Origin of the sequence: Mycobacterium sp. GA-1199, from assembly GCF_001500045.1 — a bacterium.
Lineage (GTDB): Bacteria > Actinomycetota > Actinomycetes > Mycobacteriales > Mycobacteriaceae > Mycobacterium.
The window spans coordinates 417,653-439,697 of the sequence record NZ_LQIX01000001.1 but is presented as its reverse complement, the minus strand read 5'-3'; the positions used below and the strand labels follow the sequence as shown (position 1 = coordinate 439,697).

Below are 22,045 nucleotides of genomic sequence, written 5' to 3'. Positions count from 1 at the left end.
CCTTTCGGTTCACGACCGCGCCGCGGCGATCAGATTTGACGATGAGTAACCGGCGACGGTCGGCAGCAGCACGACCTCACCGCCGTGGCGGCGGACCACGTCGGCCTCGGGAAGGTCGGCCTCGGTGTAGTCGCCGCCCTTGACCCAGACGTCGGGTCGCAGTTGCTCCAGCGCCGCTTCGGGTGACAGTTCGTCGAAGATCACCACCGCGTCGACACACGCCAGCGCGCCCAGCACCCGCGCCCTGTCCTGATCCGCCACGACGGGTCGGCGCGGCCCCTTCAGCGCGCGGACCGAGGCGTCGGAGTTCAAGAGCACCACCAACGCGTCACCGAGATCGCGGGCCTGGCGCAGCAGCCGGACATGACCGGTGTGCAACAGGTCGAAGCAGCCGCCGGTGGCGACCAGCCTGCCACCGCGCCGGCGCAGGCGGTCCCGGACCTCGACCATGCCGCCGGTGATGGCGGTCGACGTTGCCGCCGAATGTGTTCCACCCACCGCGGCCGCGCTCGACACGCCGACCGCGCCGCCCGCGGCGACGAACCTGCTGGCGGCTTCGACGGCGTCGGCGACGGCGTCATGGACGTCCTTACCCTTCGCAAGCGCCATGGTGGCAGCGATCGCGAACCGGTCCCCCGCGCCGCAGGTGTCGGCGTGGTCGGCCCGCGCGGCCGGAGCCCGCACGCGGTGGTGCTCGCTACCGGCGCCGGTGGCCACGAGCGCACCCTTCGAACCGAGGGTCACGCACACCGCTCGTGCCGCCCATTGTTCGCGCAGCGACTCCGCCGAGCGTCCTGCCGCCTCGTCTTGATTCGGCGTGATAAGCCAGCAGCCCGGTACGGGCTCGCTCCCGCGGGGATGCGGGTCCCAGACCGTCGGCACCCGCTGCGCGGCCGAGATGATGAGATCTCGGACCCCACCGTGTGCGGTGATGCCGCGCCCGTAGTCGGCCACGCAGACCGCGGCGGCCTGCCCGAGCACCTCGGCCACCTCGGCGGGCACCGCGTCGTCCGTGGCCGATCCGTCGCCGTGGTCGAGCCGCAGCATCGATTGCCCCGCGGCGCGAATCCTGGTCTTGCACACCGTATTACCGGTCATCGGTAAACCGATGATCCGCACGCCGGCGTCGCCCAGCAGCTCGGTCAGCGCCTGACCTTCTGCGTCGTCGCCGACCGCGGTCACCAGCACCACATCGCAGCCCGTCCGCGCAGCGAGCACGGCAGCCAGTCCCGCGCCGCCCGGGCGTCGCCATATCCGTTCGGTGTCAACGACCGGGACGGGCGCCTCGGGGCTGAGCCGCGTGGCGGTGCCCTCGATGTCGACGTCGAGCATCGAATCGCCGATGACGACCAAAGGCTCATTCATGTGACGCCCCCAGCAGAACCTCGTCGACGGCGATGCACAGCGCATGCACGAGCAGCAGGTGGACCTCCTGGACCGTCGCGGTGGTCGGCGCTTCGACGCAGACGGCGTCGTCGCACATCGCGGCCAGGGGATTGGGGTCCGGCCCGGTGAACGCCCATGTGGTGAGGCCGGTTTCGTGGGCGGCCTTGACCGCGGCGAGCACATTCGGGCTCGTGCCGCTGGTTGACAGCGAAACCAGTACGTCACCCGCCCTGCCGTGCGCCCGCACGCCTCTGGCGAATATCTCGTCGATCCCGTAGTCGTTGCCGATCGCGGTGAGGGCCGAGGTGTCGGCGTGTAACGAGATGGCGGACATGGGCATTCGCTCGTCGCGGAAACGGCCGACCAGTTCAGCGGTCAGATGCTGCGCCTCGGCCGCGCTGCCACCGTTCCCGCAGGCCAGTAGCCGGCCACCCGTGGTGAGGACATCGGCGAGGCGCCGCCCCCACGTGGCCAGCCTGGGCGCCTCTGGCGCGAGGTGATCGGCCGCGTATGACAGCGCGGAGAAGTGGGTTTGGATCATCGGGATCATTGCCGTCCTCCAATTCGGTTGACCGCCTCGAGCAGTTCGCCGTCGCCGATGCCGTCCAGGCACGGATGCCCGGGCACGGGACAGACGCGGGCCCGGGTGAGCCGGCACGGGGCCCGCTGGTCTCCGAGCCGGATGACAGTGGCCCCGTACGGGCTCCATTGCGAAGCGGATACGACGGGAGCGAACAGCGAGACCACCGGTGTGCCGACGGCCGCCGCCAGGTGGGCGGGCCCGGTGTTGGGTGCGATCACCACCCGCGCCGCGGCGTAAACCGCCGCCAATGTCTCCAGGGTGGTGCGTCCCCCGAGGTCGATGGCCGACTCGCCGGCCACCGCCGCGGTCAGTTCGCGTTCGGCGGGGTCGCCGGTGACGACGATGCGATGTCCGGCGGCGACGAGCGCCTCGACCATGCCGGCACTGCGCTGGGTGGTCGGTCGGCGCGCGGGCACGGCGGCTCCGGGATGGAAGACGACGAACGGTGCGTCGCCGAGCGATTCGGCGACATCCGCGGGCGGGGGCGGTGGTTGCCGCACCCGCAGCGTGCCGTCGTCGCCCTCGGGCAGCTCACAACCGGCCGCCCTGGCCAAAGACAGCGCCCGCTCGGGTTCGGGTATGCCGTCGGGAACGTGGTGCCGCAGGTCGAGCAGTGTTCCGGGATAGTCCTCGCTGATCGCCCCGACCCACGGCGCCGAAGCCATCCGGCAGATCAACGCCAGCGGCAGCGGGGACTGATGGAAAGACGTGAAGATGTAGACCCGCTCGGGGGCGACGTCGCGCAACTGTTTGACCAACGCCTCGACGTGTCCTGCGGTCAGTTCGGGCGAGTCGAAGTCCACCCACGGCGCCTGCCACTCGATGACGTCGTCGACGCCGGGCAGCAGCTCGGCGGCGGCCCGCCCGCGCGGGCCCGCGAGAAAGGTGACCGCATCGTGGGTTTGCGCTACGGCGCGGACCGCGGGACCGGTGATCAACACGTCCCCGGCGCTGTCCAACCGCGCAACCACCGCCCGGCTCATCGGCAGTCCCTGAGCACCATGGACACCGCTGCGTCGAGCCTCGGCGCGACGCGCGCCCGGATCCGGGCTTCACCGATCTCGTGGCGCAGCGTGCGGTCGGTGGGCACGAGTATCGCGTCGGCGCCCGCGGCCAGCGCCGCCTCGACGTCTGCACCGGTGTCGCCGATCATCACGCACCGCGAGGGGTGAACACCCAGCGCGGCGGCGGCATCCTCGACCATGCCGGGCGCGGGTTTACGGCAGCGGCATTCGTCGTGGGCGTCGTGCACGCACAGGTGCCACGAGTCGAACGGACCCAGCGCCGAGTCGACCTGGGCATTGACGGATTCGAGTTGTCGCGTGGTGATCAATCCCTTGGCCACCCCGGACTGGTTGCTCACGATGGCCAGCAGTAACCCGTTGCGACGCAGGCGATCCAACGCGTGGTGCGCGCCCGGCAGCGGGCGAACACCCGCCGGATCGTTGAGATAGGGTCCGTCCGCGATGATCGTGTCGTCACGGTCGAGCAATACCGCCAGCGGCGGGTCGGGCCGGGCCGTGCGGAACGTCCACTCCCCGGCCAACCGGTGCCACACCGCAACCGGTGGGATCAGCGCGCTGGTGAGCGCCATGCGACCGGCCTCACCGAGTGTCCGCGGGCCGCACCAGAACCGGCGGAGCGCGAACTCCCCCGTCAGCAGCGCCCAGGCCGTGGCGGCGGTGCGCGCGACGCGCCAGCGGCCCGCCCCTGCGCTCACGACCGCGAGGAGGGCCGCGGCCGTGGTCACCGCGTGCGCCGGGAGTCGGCCCCGGCCCTCACCGATCGCCGAGCGCCACCGCCTACCGAACTTGCGGCGAAGCAGGGCGTTGTCCCGGTTGCCGACCTGGGCCCACACGCTGCTCATCAGCGCGGCGTTCGCGACGGGATGGGTGCAACGGCGGGCCCCGCGCACAATGCCATTGCCAATGCCGTTGTCCGCCTGGATGATTCGCAGCGCGATGTCCGAATCCTCGCGGTATGCGCGTGGGAATCGTTCGTCGAAGCCGCCGATGTCGACGAGGACATCGCGCCGGAACGCCATATCGGCGGTGATCCACTTGGCCTCGGCCAGCCGCTGGGTGCGCCGTTCATCGTCGGTGGCCTTGCGCCCACCCACCCGCGGCACCTCGATCACCGCTTGCGAGCCGGCGGCCGACTCAACCTCGGCCTTGGCCAGGTCCTCGGCCAAGGCGGTGAACCAGTCAGGCTGCGGCACAACGTCGTCGTCGAGGAAACAGACCCAGTCGGCTCGGGTGGCACGCCAGCCCTTGTTGCGAGCGGCCGCCGGTCCTCGTCCCCCGCTGCACAGCACCGTGACCGGAAGACGCGAGTCCACCTCCAAGGGCGGAGCGGGCTGGGGCCGGTCGTCGACGACGATCACCACCGCCGGCGCCGGCCCGGCGGACCCGTCGAGTTCTGCGAGCAGGCGGTGCAGCGACGGCCGCCCGACCGTCGGCACCACGACCGCGAACGACGGCGTCATACCGGCCGCCTCACGATGAACGGACCGAGCGCCAACACGTCTATCGGTGCGCTGCCGAAACATTCGAGCGCGTCGCGCGGGCTGTCGACCATGGGCCGCCCGGCGGTGTTGAAGCTGGTGTTGACGATCACCGGGACCCCGGTGCGGGTGGCGAACCTGGTGATCGTGTCGTGCAGCAGCGGTTGGCTGCGGTCCACGGTCTGAATGCGCGCGGTGCCGTCGACGTGGGTCACCGCGGGAATACGGTTACGCCACTCGGCGGCGACGTCATGCACGAACAGCATGTACGGACTCGGAATCGGTCCGCCGGCGAAGATCTCGTCGGCCCGTTCGGCGAGCACCATCGGGGCGACGGGCCGGAACTGCTCGCGTCCCTTCACGGTGTTGAGTCGCTCCAGGTTCTCGATGCGACGGGGGTCGGCCAGCAGTGACCGCTGACCGAGCGCGCGCGGCCCGAATTCGGCGCGGCCCTGAAACCAGCCGACGAGTTTGTTGTCGGCCAACGCATCTCCGACCGCGACGGCCAGATCCGCTGGCCTCTCATGGGGTACCGCCGCTTCGGTGAGCGCCGCGGCGATCTCGTCGTCGGTGAACCCGCGGCCCAACGCCGCCGAGGGCATCGGCGCGATCGGTTCACCGGCGTCTCCCGCCAAAGCCAGTGCCGCACCGAGCGCGGTTCCGGAGTCACCCGCGGCCGGTTGCACCCACACATTCGAAAACCCGCCACGGGAAGAGATCTTCGAGTTCGCCACGCAGTTGAGAGCGACTCCACCTGCGAGACAGAGGCTTTCGTGGTCGGTGCGGCCGCGAAGCCAGCCGACGAGGTCGAGCAGCACTTCCTCGACGACGGTCTGGACGCTGCACGCGAGGTCGGCGTGCTCGGGCTCGGGCCGGTCCAGCGCATGCCCCTTCCCGGCGCCGGGTGCGCGGGCGGGTGTGATCGATCTCCAGTCCACCGGTTCGGTGCGGAAACCACCGTCGGCGCATGCGTAGACCGCTTCGCGGAACCTGTCGGCGTACCGCGGTGTCCCGTAGGACGCCATCGCCATCACTTTGTACTCGTCGCTGGAGCGCTTGAAACCGAGGTGCTCGGTGAGGCTTTCGTAGAGCAGACCCAGCGAGTGTGGAAGCGACTGAGTCGCGAGCACGTCGAGCTTGTGGTCGCGATAACTGCCGGCCAGCATCGAGGACCGCTCGCCGCGGCCGTCCACGACCAGTACCGCGCAGTCGGGGTGGGGGGAGGCGAGCGCGGTGGATGCGGCGTGCGCGACGTGATGGCGGACGTGCCGCACGATGCCCGGGTCGAGGCCGGGCAGGGCGGACTGGAGGAAACGGGGGGCCCGGTCGGCGTAGAGCGTGCGCAGGTACTCCCAGTCGCGGTCCAGGCCTGCGAGTCCGTCGGTGGACTCGTCCATCAGGCGCGGGTCGTAGGAGTACCCGACCAGGTCCAGCTCCGACGGTTTCAGCCCCGCCTGCTCGAGGCACCAACGTGCCGATTCCACCGGCAATTCCCACGTCGAGAACGGCACGGCCTGTTTGCCGTGCTTGCGGCGGGTGAACCGCTCCTCCTCGGCGGCCGCGACGATCTGACCGTCCACCACGAGCGCGGCAGCCGGATCGTGGAACACCGCGTTGATCCCGAGAATGCGCATGACTTTCCTCAACTCCCCTGCAGTGCAACGGTTGCCGACTGCCGGCGGAACCAGTCGACGGTCATCGACAGGCCATCGGTGTAGCTGACTCGCGGATACCACCCCAGCAGCTCGCGGGCCAGCGAGATGTCGGGGCACCGGCGTTGCGGGTCGTCCTGCGGCACTGGGCGGAACTCGATCGGTGAGTCGCTTCCGGCCAGATCGCGGATGAGCTCGGCGATGCGCAGCACCGTCAGTTCGTCGGGATTGCCGACGTTGACGGGCCCGGCGCAATCGGATTCGCCCAGGGCGATCAGCGCCGCGACGGTGTCGCCGACGAAACACAACGACCGGGTCTGGGTGCCCGTTCCGTTGACCGTGATCGGCTCGCCCGCCAATGCCTGCTGGCAGAAGGTCGGCACGACGCGGCCGTCGTCGGGCCGCATGCGCGGTCCATACGTGTTGAAGATCCGCGCCACTCCGATGTCGGCGGACCGCTCACGTCGATAGGCGAACGTCAACGCCTCGGCGAACCGCTTCGCTTCGTCGTACACGCTGCGCGGCCCGATGGGATTGACGTTGCCCCAATATGATTCGCGCTGCGGATGTTCCAGCGGATCGCCGTAGACCTCGCTGGTGGAGGCCAGCACCAGCCGTGCACCGCACTTCTGCGCGAACTCGAGCATGTGCGAGGTGCCGAGCGCCCCCGTGCGAAGCGTCTGGATCGGCAGCTGTAGATAGTCCGCCGGTGAGGCCGGCGATGCGAGGTGGAAAACGGTGTCGATTCCCGACGGCAGATCGGGCAGCGGCCGGCTGATGTCGTGCGCGACGAACCGGTATCCGGGCCGGTCCACGAACAGATCGGCGGCGGTCGGCGCGCTGGTGGACAGATCGTCGAGGCAGGTCACTTCCACACCGCTGTCGAGCAGTCGCTCGCACAGGTGCCCGCCGAGAAACCCTCCGCCGCCGGTGACCAGCGCGCGTTTGATGTCATGCATCGTTTGCCTTCCCGATCCGCGGGTAGCCGTCAGGGTCATGCAGGGCCCAGCCTCCACCGACGTCTCGTTCGTGATAGCCAGCCAGAATCGCGCCAAGGAGTTGGTGGCCGTGGTGGCCAGGCTGCTGGACACCACGCCGTGCCCGATCGTCGTGGTGGACAACGCCTCCACCGACGACACCGCGACGCTCATCAACGGTATGGCGGCACGGTCGGCCGGCCGCCTCGAGCTCGTCGAGCTTGAGACCAACCTCGGTGCGGTCGGCCGCAACGTCGGGGTAGCGGCGTGCCGCACACCGTACGTGGCGTTCTGCGACGACGACTCCTGGTGGACGCCCGAATCCCCCGCGATCGGCGCGGAGGCATTCGAACGGCACCCGTCGGTGGGACTGCTCGCCGCGCGCACGATCGTCTGGCCGCAGCGCCGGGAGGATTCGTTCTCCGCTCAGCTCGCCGACAGTGCGCTCGGCCGACGGCCGGACCTGCCGGGCCCGTCGATCCTCGGCTTCATGAGTTGCGCGGCCATGGTGCGCAAGCGGGCGTTCGAACAGGCGGGTGGCTTCAGCGACATCCTGCACTTCCGCGGGGAGGAGCAACTGCTGGCGCTCGATATGGCCGCGGCGGGCTGGGACCTCTGCTACGACCCCGAACTGCTGGCCATTCACCAGCCGTCCAAGGTGCGCGCCACGTCCGCTGCCCAGGCCGCCAGGGTGTTGCGCAACGATGTGCTCACCACCTGGCTGCGACGCCCATTTCGCCACTGCCTCAGTGCAAGTGGGCGCCTGGCCGTGGCGGCGCTGCGCGACCGTGACCATGCCAGGGGGGCGGTCGAGGCCGTGGCGCGGATTCCCGCGGTGGTCGCTCAGCGCCGGCCGCTGCCCCGCGAGATCGAGGAAGCGGTGACCCTGCTGGAGTCGGGCTGAGCCGGTCATCCGGACGACAGGCTCGTCGCCGGCTCCGGCCGCGCGACCCGCACAGGCACCAACCGGTCGTAAATTCGCTGGCTGTCGGCGGCGACCCGATCCCATGAGTAGCGGGCCCGCGCGCGGTCCCGTCCGGCGGCACCCATACTCTGCCTGAGGAAGTCGTCGCGAAGCAGACTGGTCACTGCCTTGGCCACCTCATCGGGCCGCTGGGGCTTGACCAGGTGTCCGGTCACGTCGTGGACGACGGTGTCGAGCATGCCGCCGACCGCCGACGCCACCACGGGCACGCCGCACGCCATCGCCTCGAGCGGCACTATGCCGAACGGTTCGTACCACGGGGTGCACGCCACCACGTCGGCAGACCGAAGAATGGCCGGCATGTCCGTCCGGGACACCGAGCCGTACAGTTCCACTCGGTCCGCGACGCCCAATTCCGTTGCCAGACAGAGCAGCCGACGTGCCTCGGGATCCGACCCGAGTTGCGACTGGTCGGGTCCGCCGACAATCACCAGCTCGGTGTCGGGAAGGTGGGGCATCGCGCGCACGACGACGTCGAAACCCTTGCGGGGGACGAACCGGCCGACGCTGACGACGCGGCGCCTGTCGGATCGCGGCGCCACGGGTCCCTCCGGGTTGAACAGGTCGAGATCCACCCCGCACGGCACCACGGAGATCCGGTTGCGGGACCGACCCATCCGCATCAGCTCGAACACCTCGTCGGTGCAGGTGGCCGCGACCCAGGTCGCAGAACGGGCCACTGTCGCTTCCAGACGCAGCCGATCCGGCGGGCTGGTGTCCTGTGCCCCCTGGTGCCGCCGCTTCACCACACCCAATGCGTGAAAGGTCTGAACCGCAGGCAGATTGAGATGGCGCGCGGCCAGTTGCGTTGCGATACCGGACATCCAGAAGTGTGCGTGCGCGACATCGGGTCGGTCCGCCGCCCACTCGGCGTCGAGGAACTGGGCGAAGGGACCCATGTAGGAGAGGAGTTCGTCCTTGGGCATCGGCTCGGCCGGGCCTGCCGGAACGTGCACCACGGTGTAACCCTCGGGTGTGACCACGCGGTCGGGCAGGTCCCGGTTGTCCCTTCTGGTGTAGACGGTCACCTGATGACCGTGTCTGGCCAGTGCGGCCGACAACTCCGCGACGTGTACGTTCTGCCCACCGGCGTCGACGCCGCCGAGCGCGGCAAGCGGGCTGGCGTGCTCAGACACCATGGCGATCTTCATCCGGCGCCCTCCTTCCGTTGTCATCGACAGCACTCGTCGATGAGGTCGTCCCATTGCGCGAGAAAACGATCGATTCCGAACTGCGCCTTGGCGAAATCCCGCGCTGCCTTACCCGCCGCAACGGCGGCCGCGCCGTCTGCGACGAACGACGACAGAGCGCACGAAAGCGTGTCCATATCGGCGCTCACCACGCCCGCCTCGGGCGGCACCACCAGCGGCGCCATCGTCGAGGCGACGGCGACCACCGGCATCCCGATGAACATCGCCTCGATCAGCGACAGCCCCAGCGAGGTCCATCGGGCGGTGTGCAGGAACACGCGGCGGCGGGCCACCTCGGGCAGCAGGGCCGCGGCGGGCAGGTCGCCCCGTCCGCGGACCCGCGGGCTCGTGATGCATTCGAAGAGCACGTCGGTGCCGATGCCCCACACGTCGATCGGCACCGTTTCGGAGAACGCGGTCAGCAAATCCGCGCCGACCGTGCGCCAGCGCCGGCACGGTTCGTTGATCATCGTCGCGGCGGCCGCGACGTCACCCCGGTAGAGCAAGCCTGGATCGACGATGCCGTGCGTGATGACGCGCGTGGGCGCGACGCCGTTGTTCCACATGAGCCGGTTGAAATCGGTCACGTGCACGATCGGGATGTCGCGACGGTCGGCAAGCGGGTGGACGCTGTCGACCGCGAACGGTCGTGGCGCGTTGTGCTCCACGTACACGGCGGGAATGTCTCGGCCCGGTCGCCGCCCCAGCCAACGGCTGGTCAGTTCGATCTCTTCGGGCCGCTGCAACACCACCATGTCGATGTGCTCGCCATCCAGTTCGTCAGACGAAACCTCGTGCGCACGTGGCCAATTCCGGCCGCAGCGTCCGCGACCGTCGGCATCCCTTGCGGGATTCACAGGCAACACACAGCGATGCCGGCCCGCGACGAAGGACTCGGTCCAGGACCCGTGCACATGCCACAGCAGCACCGAACGTGAATTCGAGACGACCGACATGTGGGCCGCCTACCCGAGCACTTCTGGGACAAACGGTTCTCCGAACGACTCTTCGCATAGCGGACAAGTGCTGGTTCGTATTGCGGACCCCCCACTTCGCGCAACGGATCTGGCACGACGCCGCCACCGTTTCGTCCAGCAAGCCCGGGGTACACCGAGGGGCGTGTCAGAGCGCGAAAGCCTGCCCGACGACGTCCCCGAGGCCGACGCGGTGGAACAGCAGCGTGCCGCCAGCGAACCGGTCCTCGACGAGGAGGCGTCCGCCGATTCGGACCCGAATCCGCCACTCGAGGCGTCGCCCGCCGACTGGCAGGAGCAGCTGGAGACGGTGGAGATCGATCCCGAGGACGACGCGGCCGCGGAGTGAGCCCGGTCGGGCGAGCGTTTAGTCGTTCAGGCCCTCGGGAACCCGACACCTGCGCGGGGAAGTTCCTCGTGATTGGACTGATGCACTGCACTGCGGAAGGTGAACATGACCGAGAAGAACAGTGGCCCTGAAGAAGGCATCAAGGGCGTCGTCGAAGACGTGAAGGGCAAGACCAAGGAGACGGTCGGCACCGTCACCGGCCGTGACGACATGGTTCGCGAAGGCAAGGCCCAGCAGGACAAGGCCGACGCCCAGCAAGACGCCGCCAAGAAGGAAGCCGAGGCGGAATCCGCACGCGCCGGCGCCGAGGCCGCCGAGAAGCGCCAGGAAAACGAGCAGTAATTCGATTCAACAACAGAAAGGCCCAGCCGAAACGGCTGGGCCTTTCACTTCGGTGCGTCAGCTACTCGGCTTTTGCCGTTGCGCATCGGGATGTTCTGCGTACCAACGTTCTTCGATCTTGCGCACCCGCATGTGCTCGGCGAGCAGCCATCCACCGCCGATGACGAACAACGCAGCGGACCCGCTGCCCAGTCCGATACCGACGCCGTGGTGGCCGGCGCCGTGGGCTGCCAGCGCCGAGACGAACAGCACCAGGGCAACTCCGATGAGGATCAGCCCCGGCATGTTCTTGGTGTCCTTCATCGACTCCCCGGCGTGTGGACGGGTCGTTCTCGCGTGGTCGACGGGATCCTTCGGGCTTTTCATCGGTACTCCTCTCTCGGCATACCTGGGCCCGGACATGGGCTACTGACAACGCTAGAACTACCCGACCACGAAGGGACGAAAACCGGCCGTCACTGGTAGGGCGGGTACTGGTCAGCCCGCAGGGCTCTGGCCAGATGAGCGGCGTTACGGGCCAATGCGGCAGTCGTCGACGCGACGGGCTCGGGCACCTCGTCGAGGTCCTTGTAGTCCTTGCTCTGCATCGCTTCGCCGGTCCAGTAGGTGCCACCCTGGGCCGGGATCGTGTAACCGATGTCGTTGAGGCCTTGGAAGCAGTCGGCGATCACTTTGTGCGCGCCGTCCTCGTTGCCGACGACGCCGACGACCGCGACCTTGCCGACCATGGTCGGCCGGCCCGTGTCGTCGGTGTTCGACAGTTCCGCATCGAGCCGCTCCAGCACACGCTGCGTCACGCTGGCCGGATGCCCCAGCCAGATCGGGGTGGACAACACCAGGATGTCGGCGCGTAGCAGCTTCTCGCGGATACGGGGCCACTCGTCGCCGTCGCCCATGTCAGCCTCGACGCCCGGTGCGATCGCGTAGTCGACGCAGCGCACCACCTCGGTCTCGACACCCGCACCGCGCAGGTTCTCGCAGATGTGTTCGGCCATCAACGCGCTGCTCGACTCGGCGGGGCTGGGCTTGAGGCTGCACACCAAAGCCACGGCGGTCAACGGTGGATCAGCGTCGGCCGACGCGCTCATCCGCCGAACACCGCGAAACCGGTGAGTGCGGGCATGCTCGTCATCAGCACCAGCAGCATCGACGTCAGCAGGAACCATCCCGCGCCTTGCCATGCCGACGACATGTCGCCCCTGCGCCAGTTCTGATAGGCGCGGAAGAACGCCCGCAGCCCGCCGGCGAACAGGACAGCGGGCGACGCGAGCGCCAGAAGCGTTCGCTGCGGCACCCCGCAGGCCAAGCTGTCGGCCGTCGCGCCCTGGCACGTACTCACCCACACCATTGCACCGATCAGGAAGATCGCGCCGGTGGCGCCGATCCCGAGGGCGAAGCGCGCCGCGTCGCGGATACCGGTGTCGACTTGTCTCAGCTCGCTGGGACTGTGGTACACGACGAGAGACTCCCGAAATTTGCTGCTGAATCAGCGGAGTGGCTTTGACGCAGCGCAGAGTTCCCGGCCGAAACCTCCGGTAAACCTCAATTTTCGACGCGATGATGTGCGGTGAGCAGCAGCCTGTCGTAGGTGGAACGCGGGGGCAACTCCTCCTCATAGTTGAGCCCGAGGAAATCCCTGGCGATTTGCTCGGCCAAGATCCGCAGCTTGGTGTTGGTCTCCTGCGAACGCCACCGGAGTAACTCGAACGCCGAATCGGCGGAGATCCGGTAGATGAGCATCAGCATTCCCTTGGCCTGCTCGATCGGGCCGCGAGCCTCCGCCATCTCGGTGACCGCGGCACTGAACGCCCTGTCGTGCCGCTGCAGCGTGGACGGGGTGACGTCGACATAGAACCCGTGGGTGCCCACCACCTGGTCGTCGTCGTCGAAGAGTTGATCGCCGACGACGACGACGTGGTGCACCTCACCGTTAGTGTCGATGATCCGGTGGCGGGTGGAGAACGCGCCCGACGTCCGGCGGATCTCATCCAACGTCGCCGCCACCTGGCGATAGTCGTCGGGATGTTTGTGTGACAACACGAGTTCGGTGGTCGGCTCCGTCGTACCCGGCTCGTAGCCGTGCATTCGTTCGACTTGCGGCGACCACTCCCAGCGTTCGTCGGCGAAGTAGAAACGGAACCAGCCGACCCGGTGAGGGTCGCCGCCCGCGAGGGCCTGCTCGACAGGTGTCTGCCCGTCTGCATCGGGCAGCTCGTCAGTCATGATCGCGGGTCGAATTCCGGTGATCGCACACGTGTATTCCAGCACGATCGTCGGTTCGTTGATCGGACAAGCAACGGATCGGCGGGCGCGGGGGTGTCGGGGTGGCGTCTTACGCTTCGCCTCGTGACCGTAAAGCTGTACCTGGCTTCGGCGTCGGTGGCGGGGTTCGGGGCGTGGCTGCTCGGGGTGGTCCCGCAGTGGAGCCTTGCCCTCGGACTCGTCGCGCCACTGGTACTCGCCGCGCTCCCACGCTTCGTGGCCGGCACCCTCGTCGGCGTCACCACTCCCGGCGCACGCGAGGACGTCACCGCCGCGATGTCGGGGCCGGAGTTCGAAGATCACGTGGCGCGGGTCGCCCGGTCCTGCGGGGCGCCGGTGATCATGACCGCGATAACGGGAGACTGGGGAGTCGACATCATCGTCGGCAAGCGACCGGATCGTCTTGCCATCCAGTGCAAACGCCAGTCGCGTCCCGTCGGTGCGAGCGCCGTGCAGGAAGTGGTGGCAGGTGCGCCGATGCAGGATTGCACCAGGACGATGGTCGTCACGAACCACGAATTCACCGCCGCCGCACGCAAACTCGCCGAGCTTCACGGATGCGAGCTGGTCGGCGGGGCCGACCTCCCGCGGTTACGGTCGACGATCCGACGCCTGCTCGAGCCGTCGGCGTCCTGACTGCCCCGATCGTCCCGACTGCCCGAATTGCCCCGAACGTGCCGTTTCATCCGCGACACGCCGGTAGAAGCGTATGAGACCGCACATTCGCGGCGGTGAGGCTGTGGATAACGTGGGCTCTCACCCCGAAAAGATGTCATGGCGGGGCGCGACCGTTGCGGCCATGGAAGATCTCGACTGGCCGTTCCGAGCAAGCGAGGCGCTCGACGCGGGACTACTGACGTTTCGCGAGCTGCGGCGATTTCACGCCGGCATCTATCCCGGCGTATGGGCGCCGCGGGGCGTCGAGTTGTCGGCCGTCGACCGGGCCAGGGCCGCCTGGCTGTGGTCGCGCCGACAAGGTGTACTGGCAGGCCTATCGGCGTCGGCGTTGCTCGGCGCGAAATGGGTCGAGCCTGACGCCGCCGCCGAACTCGTGCTGTCGAATCGGCGACCGCCGCCAAGAATCATCGTCCACAGCGACACACTGTTGCCCGAGGAGATCGTGACGCGCCACCAGATGCCCGTGACGACGCCGGAGCGCACCGCGTTCGACCTCGGCCGCCGGCTTCCGCTCGTGGAAGGGGTTCAGCGCATCGACGCGCTGATGAATGCGACGGACATCAAGCCCGCCGACATCGACGAGGTGGCGCAGCGGCATCCCGGCGTGCGCGGCTTGCGGCAGCTACGCCAGACACTGGAACTCGTCGACGGCGGCGCGGAGTCGCCGTACGAATCACTGACCCGACTACTGCTGGTGCAGGCCGGATTTCCGCGTCCGGAAACCCAGATACGGGTGCTCGACCGGTCAGGGCGTGTGGTCGCACGCATCGACCTGGGATGGTCGCAGTATCGCGTCGGCGTGGATTTCGAAGGCGCACACCACTGGACTGACCCGCGACAACGTACCGCCGATGCCGAACGCTATTGGTTGCTGCCGCGGCTCGGCTGGAACGACATCAGGCTGACCAGCGGAATGTTGCACAACCAGCCGCGCGTATTTCTCGAGCGAGTCGGCGAGGCACTAATCGCCCGCGGCTGCCCGAAAACATGGTGAACGTGCGGTTTCATCCGCCAATCCGGCGTGTCGCGGATGGAACCGCACGATCGGCGGTCAAGCGCCCCGCTAGAGAATCGGCCTGCCGCCGGTCACCGCGATCCGCGCACCCGTCACGTAGCTCGCCTCGTCGGACGCCAGCATCACGTAGACCGGCGCCAACTCGACCGGTTGACCGGCACGGCCCAACGGCGTGTTCTCGCCGAACTGCTTGACCTTCTCCGGCGGCATCGTCGACGGGATCAACGGTGTCCAGATCGGGCCCGGCGCGACGCTGTTGGCGCGAATACCCTTCTCGCCCAACATCTCCGCCAGGCTCGCGGAGAAGTTGGCGATCGCGGCCTTGGTGGCCGCGTACGGCGCCAGCTTCGGGTTGGGCATGTCGGAGTTCACCGAGGAACTGCCGATGATCGACGCACCGGCGCCCATGTGCGGCAGCGCGGCCTTCACGAGGTAGAAGTACGCCCCGACGTTGAGCCGGAACGTGTAATCCCACTCCTCGTCGCTGATCTCGTCGAGGGTGTCGTGCGTCATCTGGTAGGCGGCGTTGTTGACGAGCACATCGATCCCGCCGAATTCCTGTACGGCGCGGTCCACGACGGCGCGGCAGTGCGCCGGGTCGGAGAGATCGCCGGACATCAACACACATTTGCGCCCGGCGTCCTCGACATACTTCTGGACCTCCTTGGCGTCGCCGTCCTCGTTCAGGTAGGCGATCAGCACGTCGGCACCCTCGCGCGCGTAGGCGATCGCGACCGCGCGACCGATTCCGCTGTCGCCTCCGGTGATGACCGCGCGCTTACCGGTCAGCCGGCCCGACCCCTGATAACTCGTCTCGCCGCAGTCGGGGGTCGGGGTCATCTCGCTCTGCACACCGGGCGGGGACTGCTGCTGTTCTGGAAAACTCATCGATGGCCTCTCGTGGGATGTCTGTTCTTGCGCGGGGTTACCCCGCAGCCGTCCGAATACTCCGGACGATCCGCTGTTTGACATGTGTTCACTACGATGAAGCTCATGGCCGAGTCCCGACGGCGGCTCTCCCCCGCCGACCGACGCAGCGAACTGCTGACGCTCGGTGCCGAGGTGTTCGGTCAGCGGCCCTACGACGAAGTTCGCATCGACGAGATCGCCGAGCGCGCGGGAGTGTCCCGGGCGTTGATGTACCACTACTTCCCGGACAAGCGGGCGTTCTTCGCCGCGGTGATCCGCGCCGAGGGTGAGCGGCTGTTCGAGGCCACCAACGTGCCACCGCGGCCCGGGCAGAGCCTCTTCGACCAGGTGCGTGAGGGGGTGCTCGCCTATCTGCGCTACGACGACGAGCACCCACATGGCGCATGGGCCGCCTACGTGGGATCGGGCCGCTCCGATCCCGTGCTGCGCGGCATCGAGGACACCGACAACGACCGTCAAGCCAGCCGCATCCTCGGCCGCATCCACGCCGCCGTCGGCGACGACCTGGACGACAAGGTGGAGCGCGACCTGCGCATCACCGTCTACGGCTGGCTGGCCTTCACCTTCGAGATGTGCAGGCAACGGCTGATGGACCCGTCCATCGAGGCCGGTCCCGTGGCCGACGCGTGCGCACACGCCCTGTTCGACGCCATCGGACGCGTCCCCGGTATCCCTTCTCCCCTGCGCGAAGCGGTGTCACCGAATCGTCGCTGACCTGTGATTTCGGCGCGCCAACCATCGCTGGGCGATAGCTGAGGCACCGCAACCGCCGAGGACTTGTCGGTGGTGGGGTGCACCATGGACGTCGATGAGCACATCCCCCCTCGCCCGGTTCAGCGACCTGACCCGGGAGTGGTTCACCGGCACGTTCGCCGAGCCGACGCCCGCCCAGGTCGAAGCCTGGTCGGCGATCGCCGATGGGGACAACACGCTCGTCATCGCGCCGACCGGGTCCGGTAAGACGCTCGCGGCGTTCCTGTGGGCAATCGACCAGTTGGCCTCCGCCCCCGCCGAACCACGAGCCGGCACCAAAGTGCTGTACGTCTCGCCGCTGAAGGCGCTCGCCGTCGACGTGGAGCGCAACCTGCGCACCCCGCTCACCGGTATCGCCCGCATGGCCGAACGGCGCGGCGTGCCCGCCCCGCAGATCAGCGTGGGCGTGCGCTCCGGCGACACCTCCCCCGCGCAGCGGCGCGAACTGATCGCCCGACCGCCCGACATCCTGATCACCACGCCCGAATCGCTGTTCCTGATGTTGACCTCGGCGGCGCGCGACACGCTGGCCGACGTCCGGACCGTCATCGTCGACGAGGTGCACGCCGTCGCGGCCACCAAACGCGGCGCCCACCTCGCGCTGTCGCTCGAGCGGCTGGATCAACTTCTCGACGCGCCCGCCCAGCGGATCGGGCTGTCGGCCACCGTCCGTCCCCCCGAGGAGGTGGCGCGGTTCCTGTCCGGTCAGGCGCGCACGACGATCGTGGCCCCACCGGCCGCCAAGACGTTCGACCTGTCGGTCCAGGTGCCGGTGCCCGATATGGCCAACCTCGAGAACAACACCATCTGGCCCGACGTCGAAGAGAAGATCGTCGACCTGATCGAATCGCACAATTCGTCGATCGTGTTCGCCAACTCGCGCCGCCTCGCCGAACGACTCACGTCGCGGCTCAACGAGATCCACGCCGAGCGCACCGGCCAGGAGCTCGAGACGGGACCCAACACCGGAGTCGCAGGCGGCTCACCCGCGCACATCATGGGCAGCGGGCAGGCGTCGGGCGCGCCCACACTGCTGGCCCGCGCACACCACGGCTCGGTCAGCAAGGAACAGCGGGCGATCGTCGAGGACGACCTCAAGAGCGGCCGGCTCAAGGCCGTCGTTGCGACCTCGAGCCTGGAGCTCGGAATCGACATGGGCGCAGTCGATCTGGTGATCCAGGTGGAGGCCCCGCCCTCGGTGGCCAGCGGGCTGCAGCGCATCGGCCGCGCCGGCCACCAGGTCGGCGAGATCTCCCAGGGTGTGTTGTTCCCCAAGCACCGCACCGACCTCATCGGCTGCGCGGTGACGGTCAAACGGATGCTCTCCGGTGAGATCGAGACCATGCGGGTGCCGACCAACCCGCTCGACGTGCTGGCCCAGCACACGGTCGCCGCGTGTGCGCTCGAACCGCTCGACGCCGACCGCTGGTTCGACGCGGTGCGGCGCAGCGCCCCGTTCGCGACCCTGCCGCGCAGCGCGTTCGAGGCGACGCTGGATCTGCTGTCGGGTAAGTATCCGTCAACCGAGTTCGCCGAGCTGCGGCCCCGCCTGGTGTACGACCGCGACACCGGCACGCTGACGGCTCGGCCCGGAGCGCAGCGGCTGGCGGTCACCAGCGGCGGCGCGATCCCCGACCGCGGCCTGTTCACGGTCTATCTGGCCACTGATTCCGAAAAGCCTTCCCGCGTCGGGGAACTCGACGAGGAGATGGTGTACGAGTCGCGGCCGGGCGACGTCATCTCCCTGGGCGCGACGAGCTGGCGGATCACCGAGATCACCCATGACCGGGTCCTGGTGATCCCGGCGCCCGGTCAGCCGGCGCGACTCCCGTTCTGGCGCGGCGACGGCGTCGGCCGCCCGGCCGAACTGGGCGCCGCGGTCGGGGCGTACACCGGCGAACTGGCCCGCCTCGGTCGCGACGAGTTCGATCAGCGTTGTCACGCAATGGGTTTTGACCAATTCGCCACCGACAACCTGTGGCAGCTGATCGACGACCAGCGCCAGGCGACCGGCGTCGTGCCCTCGGACACCACATTCGTCGTCGAACGGTTCCGCGACGAACTCGGCGACTGGCGCGTCATCCTGCACTCGCCCTATGGCTTGCGCGTGCACGGGCCACTCGCGCTGGCGGTGTCGCGGCGGCTGCGCGAGCGGTACGGCATCGACGAGAAGCCCACCGCCTCCGACGACGGCATCATCGTGCGCTTACCCGACACCGAGGACGCACCCCCGGGTGCGGATCTATTTGTGTTCGACGCCGACGAGATCGAGCCGATCGTCACCGCCGAGGTGGGCGGTTCGGCGTTGTTCGCCTCCCGTTTCCGTGAGTGTGCGGCCCGCGCATTGCTGCTGCCGCGCCGCCATCCGGGCAAGCGCTCCCCGCTGTGGCATCAACGCCAGCGCGCCGCGCAATTGCTTGACGTCGCGCGCAAGTACCCCGACTTCCCGGTCGTGTTGGAGGCCGTGCGGGAATGCCTGCAGGACGTCTACGACGTGCCCGCGCTGACCGAGCTGATGCACCGGGTCGCCCAGCGCCGGCTGCGCATCGTCGAGGTGGAGACCACCACGCCGTCGCCGTTCGCCGCGTCGCTGCTGTTCGGCTACGTCGGCGCATTCATGTACGAGGGCGACAGCCCCCTGGCCGAACGCCGCGCCGCCGCACTGTCTTTGGACAGTGTGCTGCTCGCCGAGCTGTTGGGCCGGGTCGAGCTGCGCGAGCTGCTCGACCCGCAGGTGATCACGAGTACGAACCGACAGCTGCAGCATCTGAGCGACGACCGCAAGGCGCGCGACGCCGAGGGCATCGCCGACCTGCTGCGGCTGCTGGGCCCGCTGACCGAGGCCGAGATCGCCGACCGCGCCACGACTTCCGACATCGGCGGCTGGCTCGACGGCTTGCGCGCCGCCAAACGGGCGTTGACCGTGTCCTTCGCCGACGAGACCTGGTGGATCGCCATCGAGGACATCGGCCTGTTGCGCGACGGCGTCGGTGTGGCCGTGCCGGTCGGGGTGCCGACGGCGTTCACCGAATCGGTCGACGACCCGCTGGGTGAGCTGCTGGGCCGCTACGCGCGCACGCGAGGCCCATTCACCACACACGACGCGGCGGCCCGGTTCGGCCTGGGTCTGCGCGTCACCGCCGACGTGCTGGGCCGGATGGCCATCGACGGCAAGCTGATTCGCGGTGAGTTCACCGATCTGCCGGTCACCGACCCGATCGCCGCCGAGCAGTGGTGTGACTCCGACGTGCTCAAGATCCTGCGGCGCCGGTCGCTGGCGGCGCTGCGGGCGCAGATCGAGCCGGTCAGCACGGCGGCCTACGGGCGTTTCCTGCCGGCGTGGCAGTCGGTCGGCTCGGCGCACAGCAGCGGCGTCGACGGGCTCGCCGCCGTGATCGATCAGCTTGCCGGCGTGCCGATTCCGGCTTCGGCCGTCGAGCCGCTGGTGTTCGGTCAGCGCGTCCGCGACTACCAGCCGGCGATGCTCGACGAACTGCTGGCCTCCGGTGAGGTCACGTGGTCGGGGGCCGGCCAGATCGGTGGCGGCGACGGGTGGATCGCCTTCCACTCCGCGGACTCGGCGCCGCTGACGTTGAGCGCCCCCACCGAGATCGAGCTCACCGACAGCCACCGGGCGATCCTCGAAACACTCGATCGCGGCGGCGCTTTCTTTTTCCGTCAGCTCACCGACAATCCGACCGAAGACCACAAGAACGCGCTGTGGGATCTGATCTGGGCGGGCTGGGTCACCGGCGACACGTTCGCGCCGGTGCGCGCGAAGTTGATGGGTACCCGCGGGGCATCGGGACGGCGGAGCGCTCCCGCGCACCGGCAGCGGCGACGGGCGCCGCGGTTGAGCAGCTACAGCGTCGCGCACGCCCAGACCCGTAACGCCGATCCCACGGTGGCGGGCCGGTGGTCGGCGCTGCCGGCCGCCGAACCGGAATCGACTGTGCGCGCGCACTTTCAAGCCGAACTGCTGCTCGGGCGCCACGGGGTGCTGACCAAGGGTGCCGTCGGCGCGGAAGGCGTGCCCGGTGGCTTCGCCATGCTCTACAAGGTGCTGACGGCGTTCGAGGACGCCGGCCGCTGCCAGCGCGGCTATTTCGTCGAGTCACTCGGCGGCGCCCAGTTCGCCGTCGCATCCACGGTGGACCGGTTGCGGTCCTATCTGGATAGCGTCGACTCCGATCACCGCGAGTATCACGCAATAGTCCTGGTGGCCGCCGATCCGGCCAACCCCTACGGCGCCGCGCTCCCGTGGCCGACGAAGCGATCCGACGACGACGTCACCCACCGCCCGGGCCGCAAGGCTGGCGCACTGGTCGCGATGGTCGACGGTGAACTGGTGTGGTTCCTCGAACGTGGCGGACGTTCGCTGTTGAGCTTCACCGGCGACACCGAAGCGCACATCGCCGCCGCCGCGGCTCTGGCCGACCTGGTCAGTAGTGGTCGGGCCGGATCGTTCCTCGTCGAGAAGGTCAACGGGGTTCCCGTGCTCGAACCGGGCGCCGAGGGTGAGCGCGCTGCGGTGCACGACGCCCTGCTCGGCGCCGGGTTCGCCCGGACACCGCGCGGCCTACGGTTGCGGTGATGAGAGCCTGCACGAAGAACACGAGGCCCTGACGCATGCCCGAAGGCGACACGGTCTACCGCACGGCCACCAAACTTCGCGAGGCATTGGTGGGCAAGCAGCTCACCCGCTGCGACGTGCGGGTGCCCAAGTTCGCGACGGTCGACCTGACGGGTTGTGTCGTCGACGAGGTGATCAGCCGGGGTAAGCATCTGTTCATCCGCGCCGGTGACGCCAGCATCCACTCGCATTTGAAGATGGAGGGCGCCTGGCTGATCGGCGGCCAGATTCGGCGGGTGCCCGAGTACAAGATCCGGATCCTGTTGCACACCAGTGACTCCCGCGCCGCCGGTGTCGACCTCGGGGTGCTGGAGATCCTGCGGCGCGACCACGATATGGAAGCCGTCGCTCACCTCGGCCCGGACCTGCTCGGCGACGACTGGGAACCGGCCGTCGCCAGGGCCAACCTCGTCGAGGATCCGCAGCGGCCGCTGGCCGAGGCGCTACTGGACCAGCGGGTGATGGCGGGCGTCGGCAACGTCTACGCCAACGAGCTCTGCTTCGTCACCGGCTACCTGCCCATAACCCCGGTCGGCAGCGTCAAGGACCCGCTGCGGATGGTTCAGCGGGCACGAGACATGCTGTGGCTGAACAGGTCCCGCGTCAACCGGACCACGACCGGCGACACCCGCGGCGGGCGCGACCTGTGGGTCTACGGCCGGCGTGGCCGACCGTGCCGCCGGTGCGGCACGCCCATCGAGTCGGACTCCCCGCGCCCCGGCAGCCCGGGCGATCGCGTGTCCTACTGGTGTCCGGTCTGCCAGACCTGACCCGCGCCCGAAGCGCGCCGAGACTGCGGTTTCTGACGGATTTCGGCCGATTCCCATCAGATA

21 protein-coding genes are annotated in these 22,045 nt (G+C 68.8%); 8 read left to right on the top strand and 13 right to left on the bottom strand.

Annotation, left to right across the window (positions count from 1 at the left end; genetic code table 11):
* Positions 1-9: 9 nt before the first annotated feature.
* The 6 genes from AU198_RS02105 to AU198_RS02080 are packed head-to-tail and all read right to left on the bottom strand — an operon-like array spanning position 10 to position 7,083.
* A complete protein-coding gene (locus AU198_RS02105; RefSeq protein ID WP_064345787.1) occupies positions 10-1,365 on the bottom strand; it encodes a PfkB family carbohydrate kinase in 1,356 nt (451 codons plus the stop codon).
* Positions 1,358-1,927, bottom strand: coding sequence for a D-sedoheptulose-7-phosphate isomerase (locus tag AU198_RS02100; protein ID WP_064346014.1), 570 nt, complete (start codon positions 1,925-1,927; stop codon positions 1,358-1,360). The genes AU198_RS02105 and AU198_RS02100 overlap by 8 nt, the downstream gene beginning before the upstream one ends.
* A gap of 5 nt (positions 1,928-1,932) precedes the next feature.
* Positions 1,933-2,952, bottom strand: a complete 1,020-nt coding sequence (locus AU198_RS02095) for a glycosyltransferase family 9 protein (protein ID WP_064345786.1) — start codon at positions 2,950-2,952, stop codon at positions 1,933-1,935.
* Complete coding sequence (locus AU198_RS02090) at positions 2,949-4,454, bottom strand: HAD-IIIA family hydrolase (RefSeq protein WP_064345785.1); 1,506 nt, start codon at positions 4,452-4,454, stop codon at positions 2,949-2,951. Before AU198_RS02090 ends, AU198_RS02095 begins: the two co-directional genes overlap by 4 nt.
* On the bottom strand, positions 4,451-6,106 hold the full coding sequence (locus tag AU198_RS02085) for a carbamoyltransferase family protein (RefSeq protein WP_064345784.1): 1,656 nt from the start codon (positions 6,104-6,106) through the stop codon (positions 4,451-4,453). The genes AU198_RS02090 and AU198_RS02085 overlap by 4 nt, the downstream gene beginning before the upstream one ends.
* An 8-nt stretch (positions 6,107-6,114) precedes the next feature.
* The gene (locus tag AU198_RS02080; RefSeq protein ID WP_064345783.1) at positions 6,115-7,083 is read right to left on the bottom strand and encodes an NAD-dependent epimerase/dehydratase family protein; all 969 of its coding nucleotides are present in this window, start codon (positions 7,081-7,083) and stop codon (positions 6,115-6,117) included.
* Between the two features lie 37 nt (positions 7,084-7,120).
* On the opposite strand from AU198_RS02080, the gene AU198_RS02075 reads away from it, so the two are divergent.
* Positions 7,121-8,005 carry a glycosyltransferase family 2 protein gene (locus tag AU198_RS02075; protein ID WP_064345782.1) on the top strand — a complete coding sequence of 295 codons (885 nt, stop codon included), beginning with the start codon at positions 7,121-7,123 and terminating at the stop codon, positions 8,003-8,005.
* 5 nt (positions 8,006-8,010) lie between these two features.
* Here AU198_RS02075 and AU198_RS02070 read toward each other — a convergent pair whose 3' ends face one another.
* A complete protein-coding gene (locus AU198_RS02070; protein WP_064345781.1) occupies positions 8,011-9,237 on the bottom strand; it encodes a glycosyltransferase in 1,227 nt (408 codons plus the stop codon).
* Positions 9,238-9,257: 20 nt separating this feature from the next.
* A complete protein-coding gene (locus tag AU198_RS02065) occupies positions 9,258-10,232 on the bottom strand; it encodes a glycosyltransferase (RefSeq protein WP_064345780.1) in 975 nt (324 codons plus the stop codon).
* Between the two features lie 163 nt (positions 10,233-10,395).
* Here AU198_RS02065 and AU198_RS02060 point away from each other — a divergent pair, with 163 nt between their 5' ends.
* Both AU198_RS02060 and mbp1 read left to right on the top strand, forming a co-directional pair.
* Positions 10,396-10,599, top strand: a complete 204-nt coding sequence (locus AU198_RS02060; protein ID WP_064345779.1) for a hypothetical protein — start codon at positions 10,396-10,398, stop codon at positions 10,597-10,599.
* A gap of 105 nt (positions 10,600-10,704) precedes the next feature.
* Positions 10,705-10,941 carry a microaggregate-binding protein 1 gene (mbp1, locus tag AU198_RS02055; protein ID WP_064346013.1) on the top strand — a complete coding sequence of 79 codons (237 nt, stop codon included), beginning with the start codon at positions 10,705-10,707 and terminating at the stop codon, positions 10,939-10,941.
* A 57-nt stretch (positions 10,942-10,998) separates the two neighbouring features.
* Here mbp1 and usfY read toward each other — a convergent pair whose 3' ends face one another.
* The 4 genes from usfY to AU198_RS02035 all read right to left on the bottom strand — a co-directional run bounded on the left by usfY (position 10,999) and on the right by AU198_RS02035 (position 13,164).
* Positions 10,999-11,307 (bottom strand): protein UsfY, encoded by a 309-nt coding sequence (usfY, locus tag AU198_RS02050; RefSeq protein WP_064345778.1) that lies wholly within the window; start codon positions 11,305-11,307, stop codon positions 10,999-11,001.
* A gap of 89 nt (positions 11,308-11,396) precedes the next feature.
* On the bottom strand, positions 11,397-12,029 hold the full coding sequence (locus AU198_RS02045) for a flavodoxin family protein (protein WP_064345777.1): 633 nt from the start codon (positions 12,027-12,029) through the stop codon (positions 11,397-11,399).
* Positions 12,026-12,397, bottom strand: coding sequence for a hypothetical protein (locus tag AU198_RS02040; protein WP_064345776.1), 372 nt, complete (start codon positions 12,395-12,397; stop codon positions 12,026-12,028). Before AU198_RS02040 ends, AU198_RS02045 begins: the two co-directional genes overlap by 4 nt.
* 86 nt (positions 12,398-12,483) lie before the next feature.
* On the bottom strand, positions 12,484-13,164 hold the full coding sequence (locus tag AU198_RS02035) for a PAS and ANTAR domain-containing protein (protein WP_064346012.1): 681 nt from the start codon (positions 13,162-13,164) through the stop codon (positions 12,484-12,486).
* A gap of 123 nt (positions 13,165-13,287) precedes the next feature.
* Between AU198_RS02035 and AU198_RS02030 the strand changes: the two genes are divergently transcribed.
* Complete coding sequence (locus AU198_RS02030; RefSeq protein ID WP_064345775.1) at positions 13,288-13,839, top strand: restriction endonuclease; 552 nt, start codon at positions 13,288-13,290, stop codon at positions 13,837-13,839.
* A gap of 163 nt (positions 13,840-14,002) precedes the next feature.
* Positions 14,003-14,875, top strand: coding sequence for a type IV toxin-antitoxin system AbiEi family antitoxin (locus AU198_RS02025; RefSeq protein ID WP_064345774.1), 873 nt, complete (start codon positions 14,003-14,005; stop codon positions 14,873-14,875).
* Between the two features lie 69 nt (positions 14,876-14,944).
* Here AU198_RS02025 and AU198_RS02020 read toward each other — a convergent pair whose 3' ends face one another.
* Positions 14,945-15,784: an SDR family oxidoreductase gene (locus AU198_RS02020; protein ID WP_064345773.1), complete on the bottom strand. Its 840-nt coding sequence runs from the start codon at positions 15,782-15,784 to the stop codon at positions 14,945-14,947.
* A gap of 105 nt (positions 15,785-15,889) precedes the next feature.
* Here AU198_RS02020 and AU198_RS02015 point away from each other — a divergent pair, with 105 nt between their 5' ends.
* The 3 genes from AU198_RS02015 (at position 15,890) to nei2 (ending at position 21,982) form a co-directional block, all read left to right on the top strand.
* Positions 15,890-16,540: a TetR/AcrR family transcriptional regulator gene (locus AU198_RS02015; RefSeq protein WP_064346011.1), complete on the top strand. Its 651-nt coding sequence runs from the start codon at positions 15,890-15,892 to the stop codon at positions 16,538-16,540.
* A 94-nt stretch (positions 16,541-16,634) separates the two neighbouring features.
* A complete protein-coding gene (locus AU198_RS02010; RefSeq protein WP_064345772.1) occupies positions 16,635-21,173 on the top strand; it encodes an ATP-dependent helicase in 4,539 nt (1,512 codons plus the stop codon).
* Between the two features lie 35 nt (positions 21,174-21,208).
* Complete coding sequence (gene nei2 / locus AU198_RS02005; protein WP_064345771.1) at positions 21,209-21,982, top strand: endonuclease VIII Nei2; 774 nt, start codon at positions 21,209-21,211, stop codon at positions 21,980-21,982.
* The last annotated feature ends 63 nt before the right edge of the window (positions 21,983-22,045 follow it).

Bases quoted from the DNA above. Each gene is read 5' to 3' on its own strand.
- AU198_RS02105 (WP_064345787.1), bottom strand. From the start codon at position 1,365: ATGAATGAGCCTTTGGTCGTCATCGGCGATTCGATGCTCGACGTCGAC.
- AU198_RS02100 (WP_064346014.1), bottom strand. From the start codon at position 1,927: ATGATCCAAACCCACTTCTCCGCGCTGTCATACGCGGCCGATCACCTC.
- AU198_RS02095 (WP_064345786.1), bottom strand. From the start codon at position 2,952: ATGAGCCGGGCGGTGGTTGCGCGGTTGGACAGCGCCGGGGACGTGTTG.
- AU198_RS02090 (WP_064345785.1), bottom strand. From the start codon at position 4,454: ATGACGCCGTCGTTCGCGGTCGTGGTGCCGACGGTCGGGCGGCCGTCG.
- AU198_RS02085 (WP_064345784.1), bottom strand. From the start codon at position 6,106: ATGCGCATTCTCGGGATCAACGCGGTGTTCCACGATCCGGCTGCCGCG.
- AU198_RS02080 (WP_064345783.1), bottom strand. From the start codon at position 7,083: ATGCATGACATCAAACGCGCGCTGGTCACCGGCGGCGGAGGGTTTCTC.
- AU198_RS02075 (WP_064345782.1), top strand. From the start codon at position 7,121: ATGCAGGGCCCAGCCTCCACCGACGTCTCGTTCGTGATAGCCAGCCAG.
- AU198_RS02070 (WP_064345781.1), bottom strand. From the start codon at position 9,237: ATGAAGATCGCCATGGTGTCTGAGCACGCCAGCCCGCTTGCCGCGCTC.
- AU198_RS02065 (WP_064345780.1), bottom strand. From the start codon at position 10,232: ATGTCGGTCGTCTCGAATTCACGTTCGGTGCTGCTGTGGCATGTGCAC.
- mbp1 (WP_064346013.1), top strand. From the start codon at position 10,705: ATGACCGAGAAGAACAGTGGCCCTGAAGAAGGCATCAAGGGCGTCGTC.
- usfY (WP_064345778.1), bottom strand. From the start codon at position 11,307: ATGAAAAGCCCGAAGGATCCCGTCGACCACGCGAGAACGACCCGTCCA.
- AU198_RS02045 (WP_064345777.1), bottom strand. From the start codon at position 12,029: ATGAGCGCGTCGGCCGACGCTGATCCACCGTTGACCGCCGTGGCTTTG.
- AU198_RS02035 (WP_064346012.1), bottom strand. From the start codon at position 13,164: ATGACTGACGAGCTGCCCGATGCAGACGGGCAGACACCTGTCGAGCAG.
- AU198_RS02025 (WP_064345774.1), top strand. From the start codon at position 14,003: ATGGAAGATCTCGACTGGCCGTTCCGAGCAAGCGAGGCGCTCGACGCG.
- AU198_RS02020 (WP_064345773.1), bottom strand. From the start codon at position 15,784: ATGAGTTTTCCAGAACAGCAGCAGTCCCCGCCCGGTGTGCAGAGCGAG.
- AU198_RS02015 (WP_064346011.1), top strand. From the start codon at position 15,890: ATGGCCGAGTCCCGACGGCGGCTCTCCCCCGCCGACCGACGCAGCGAA.
- AU198_RS02010 (WP_064345772.1), top strand. From the start codon at position 16,635: ATGAGCACATCCCCCCTCGCCCGGTTCAGCGACCTGACCCGGGAGTGG.
- nei2 (WP_064345771.1), top strand. From the start codon at position 21,209: ATGCCCGAAGGCGACACGGTCTACCGCACGGCCACCAAACTTCGCGAG.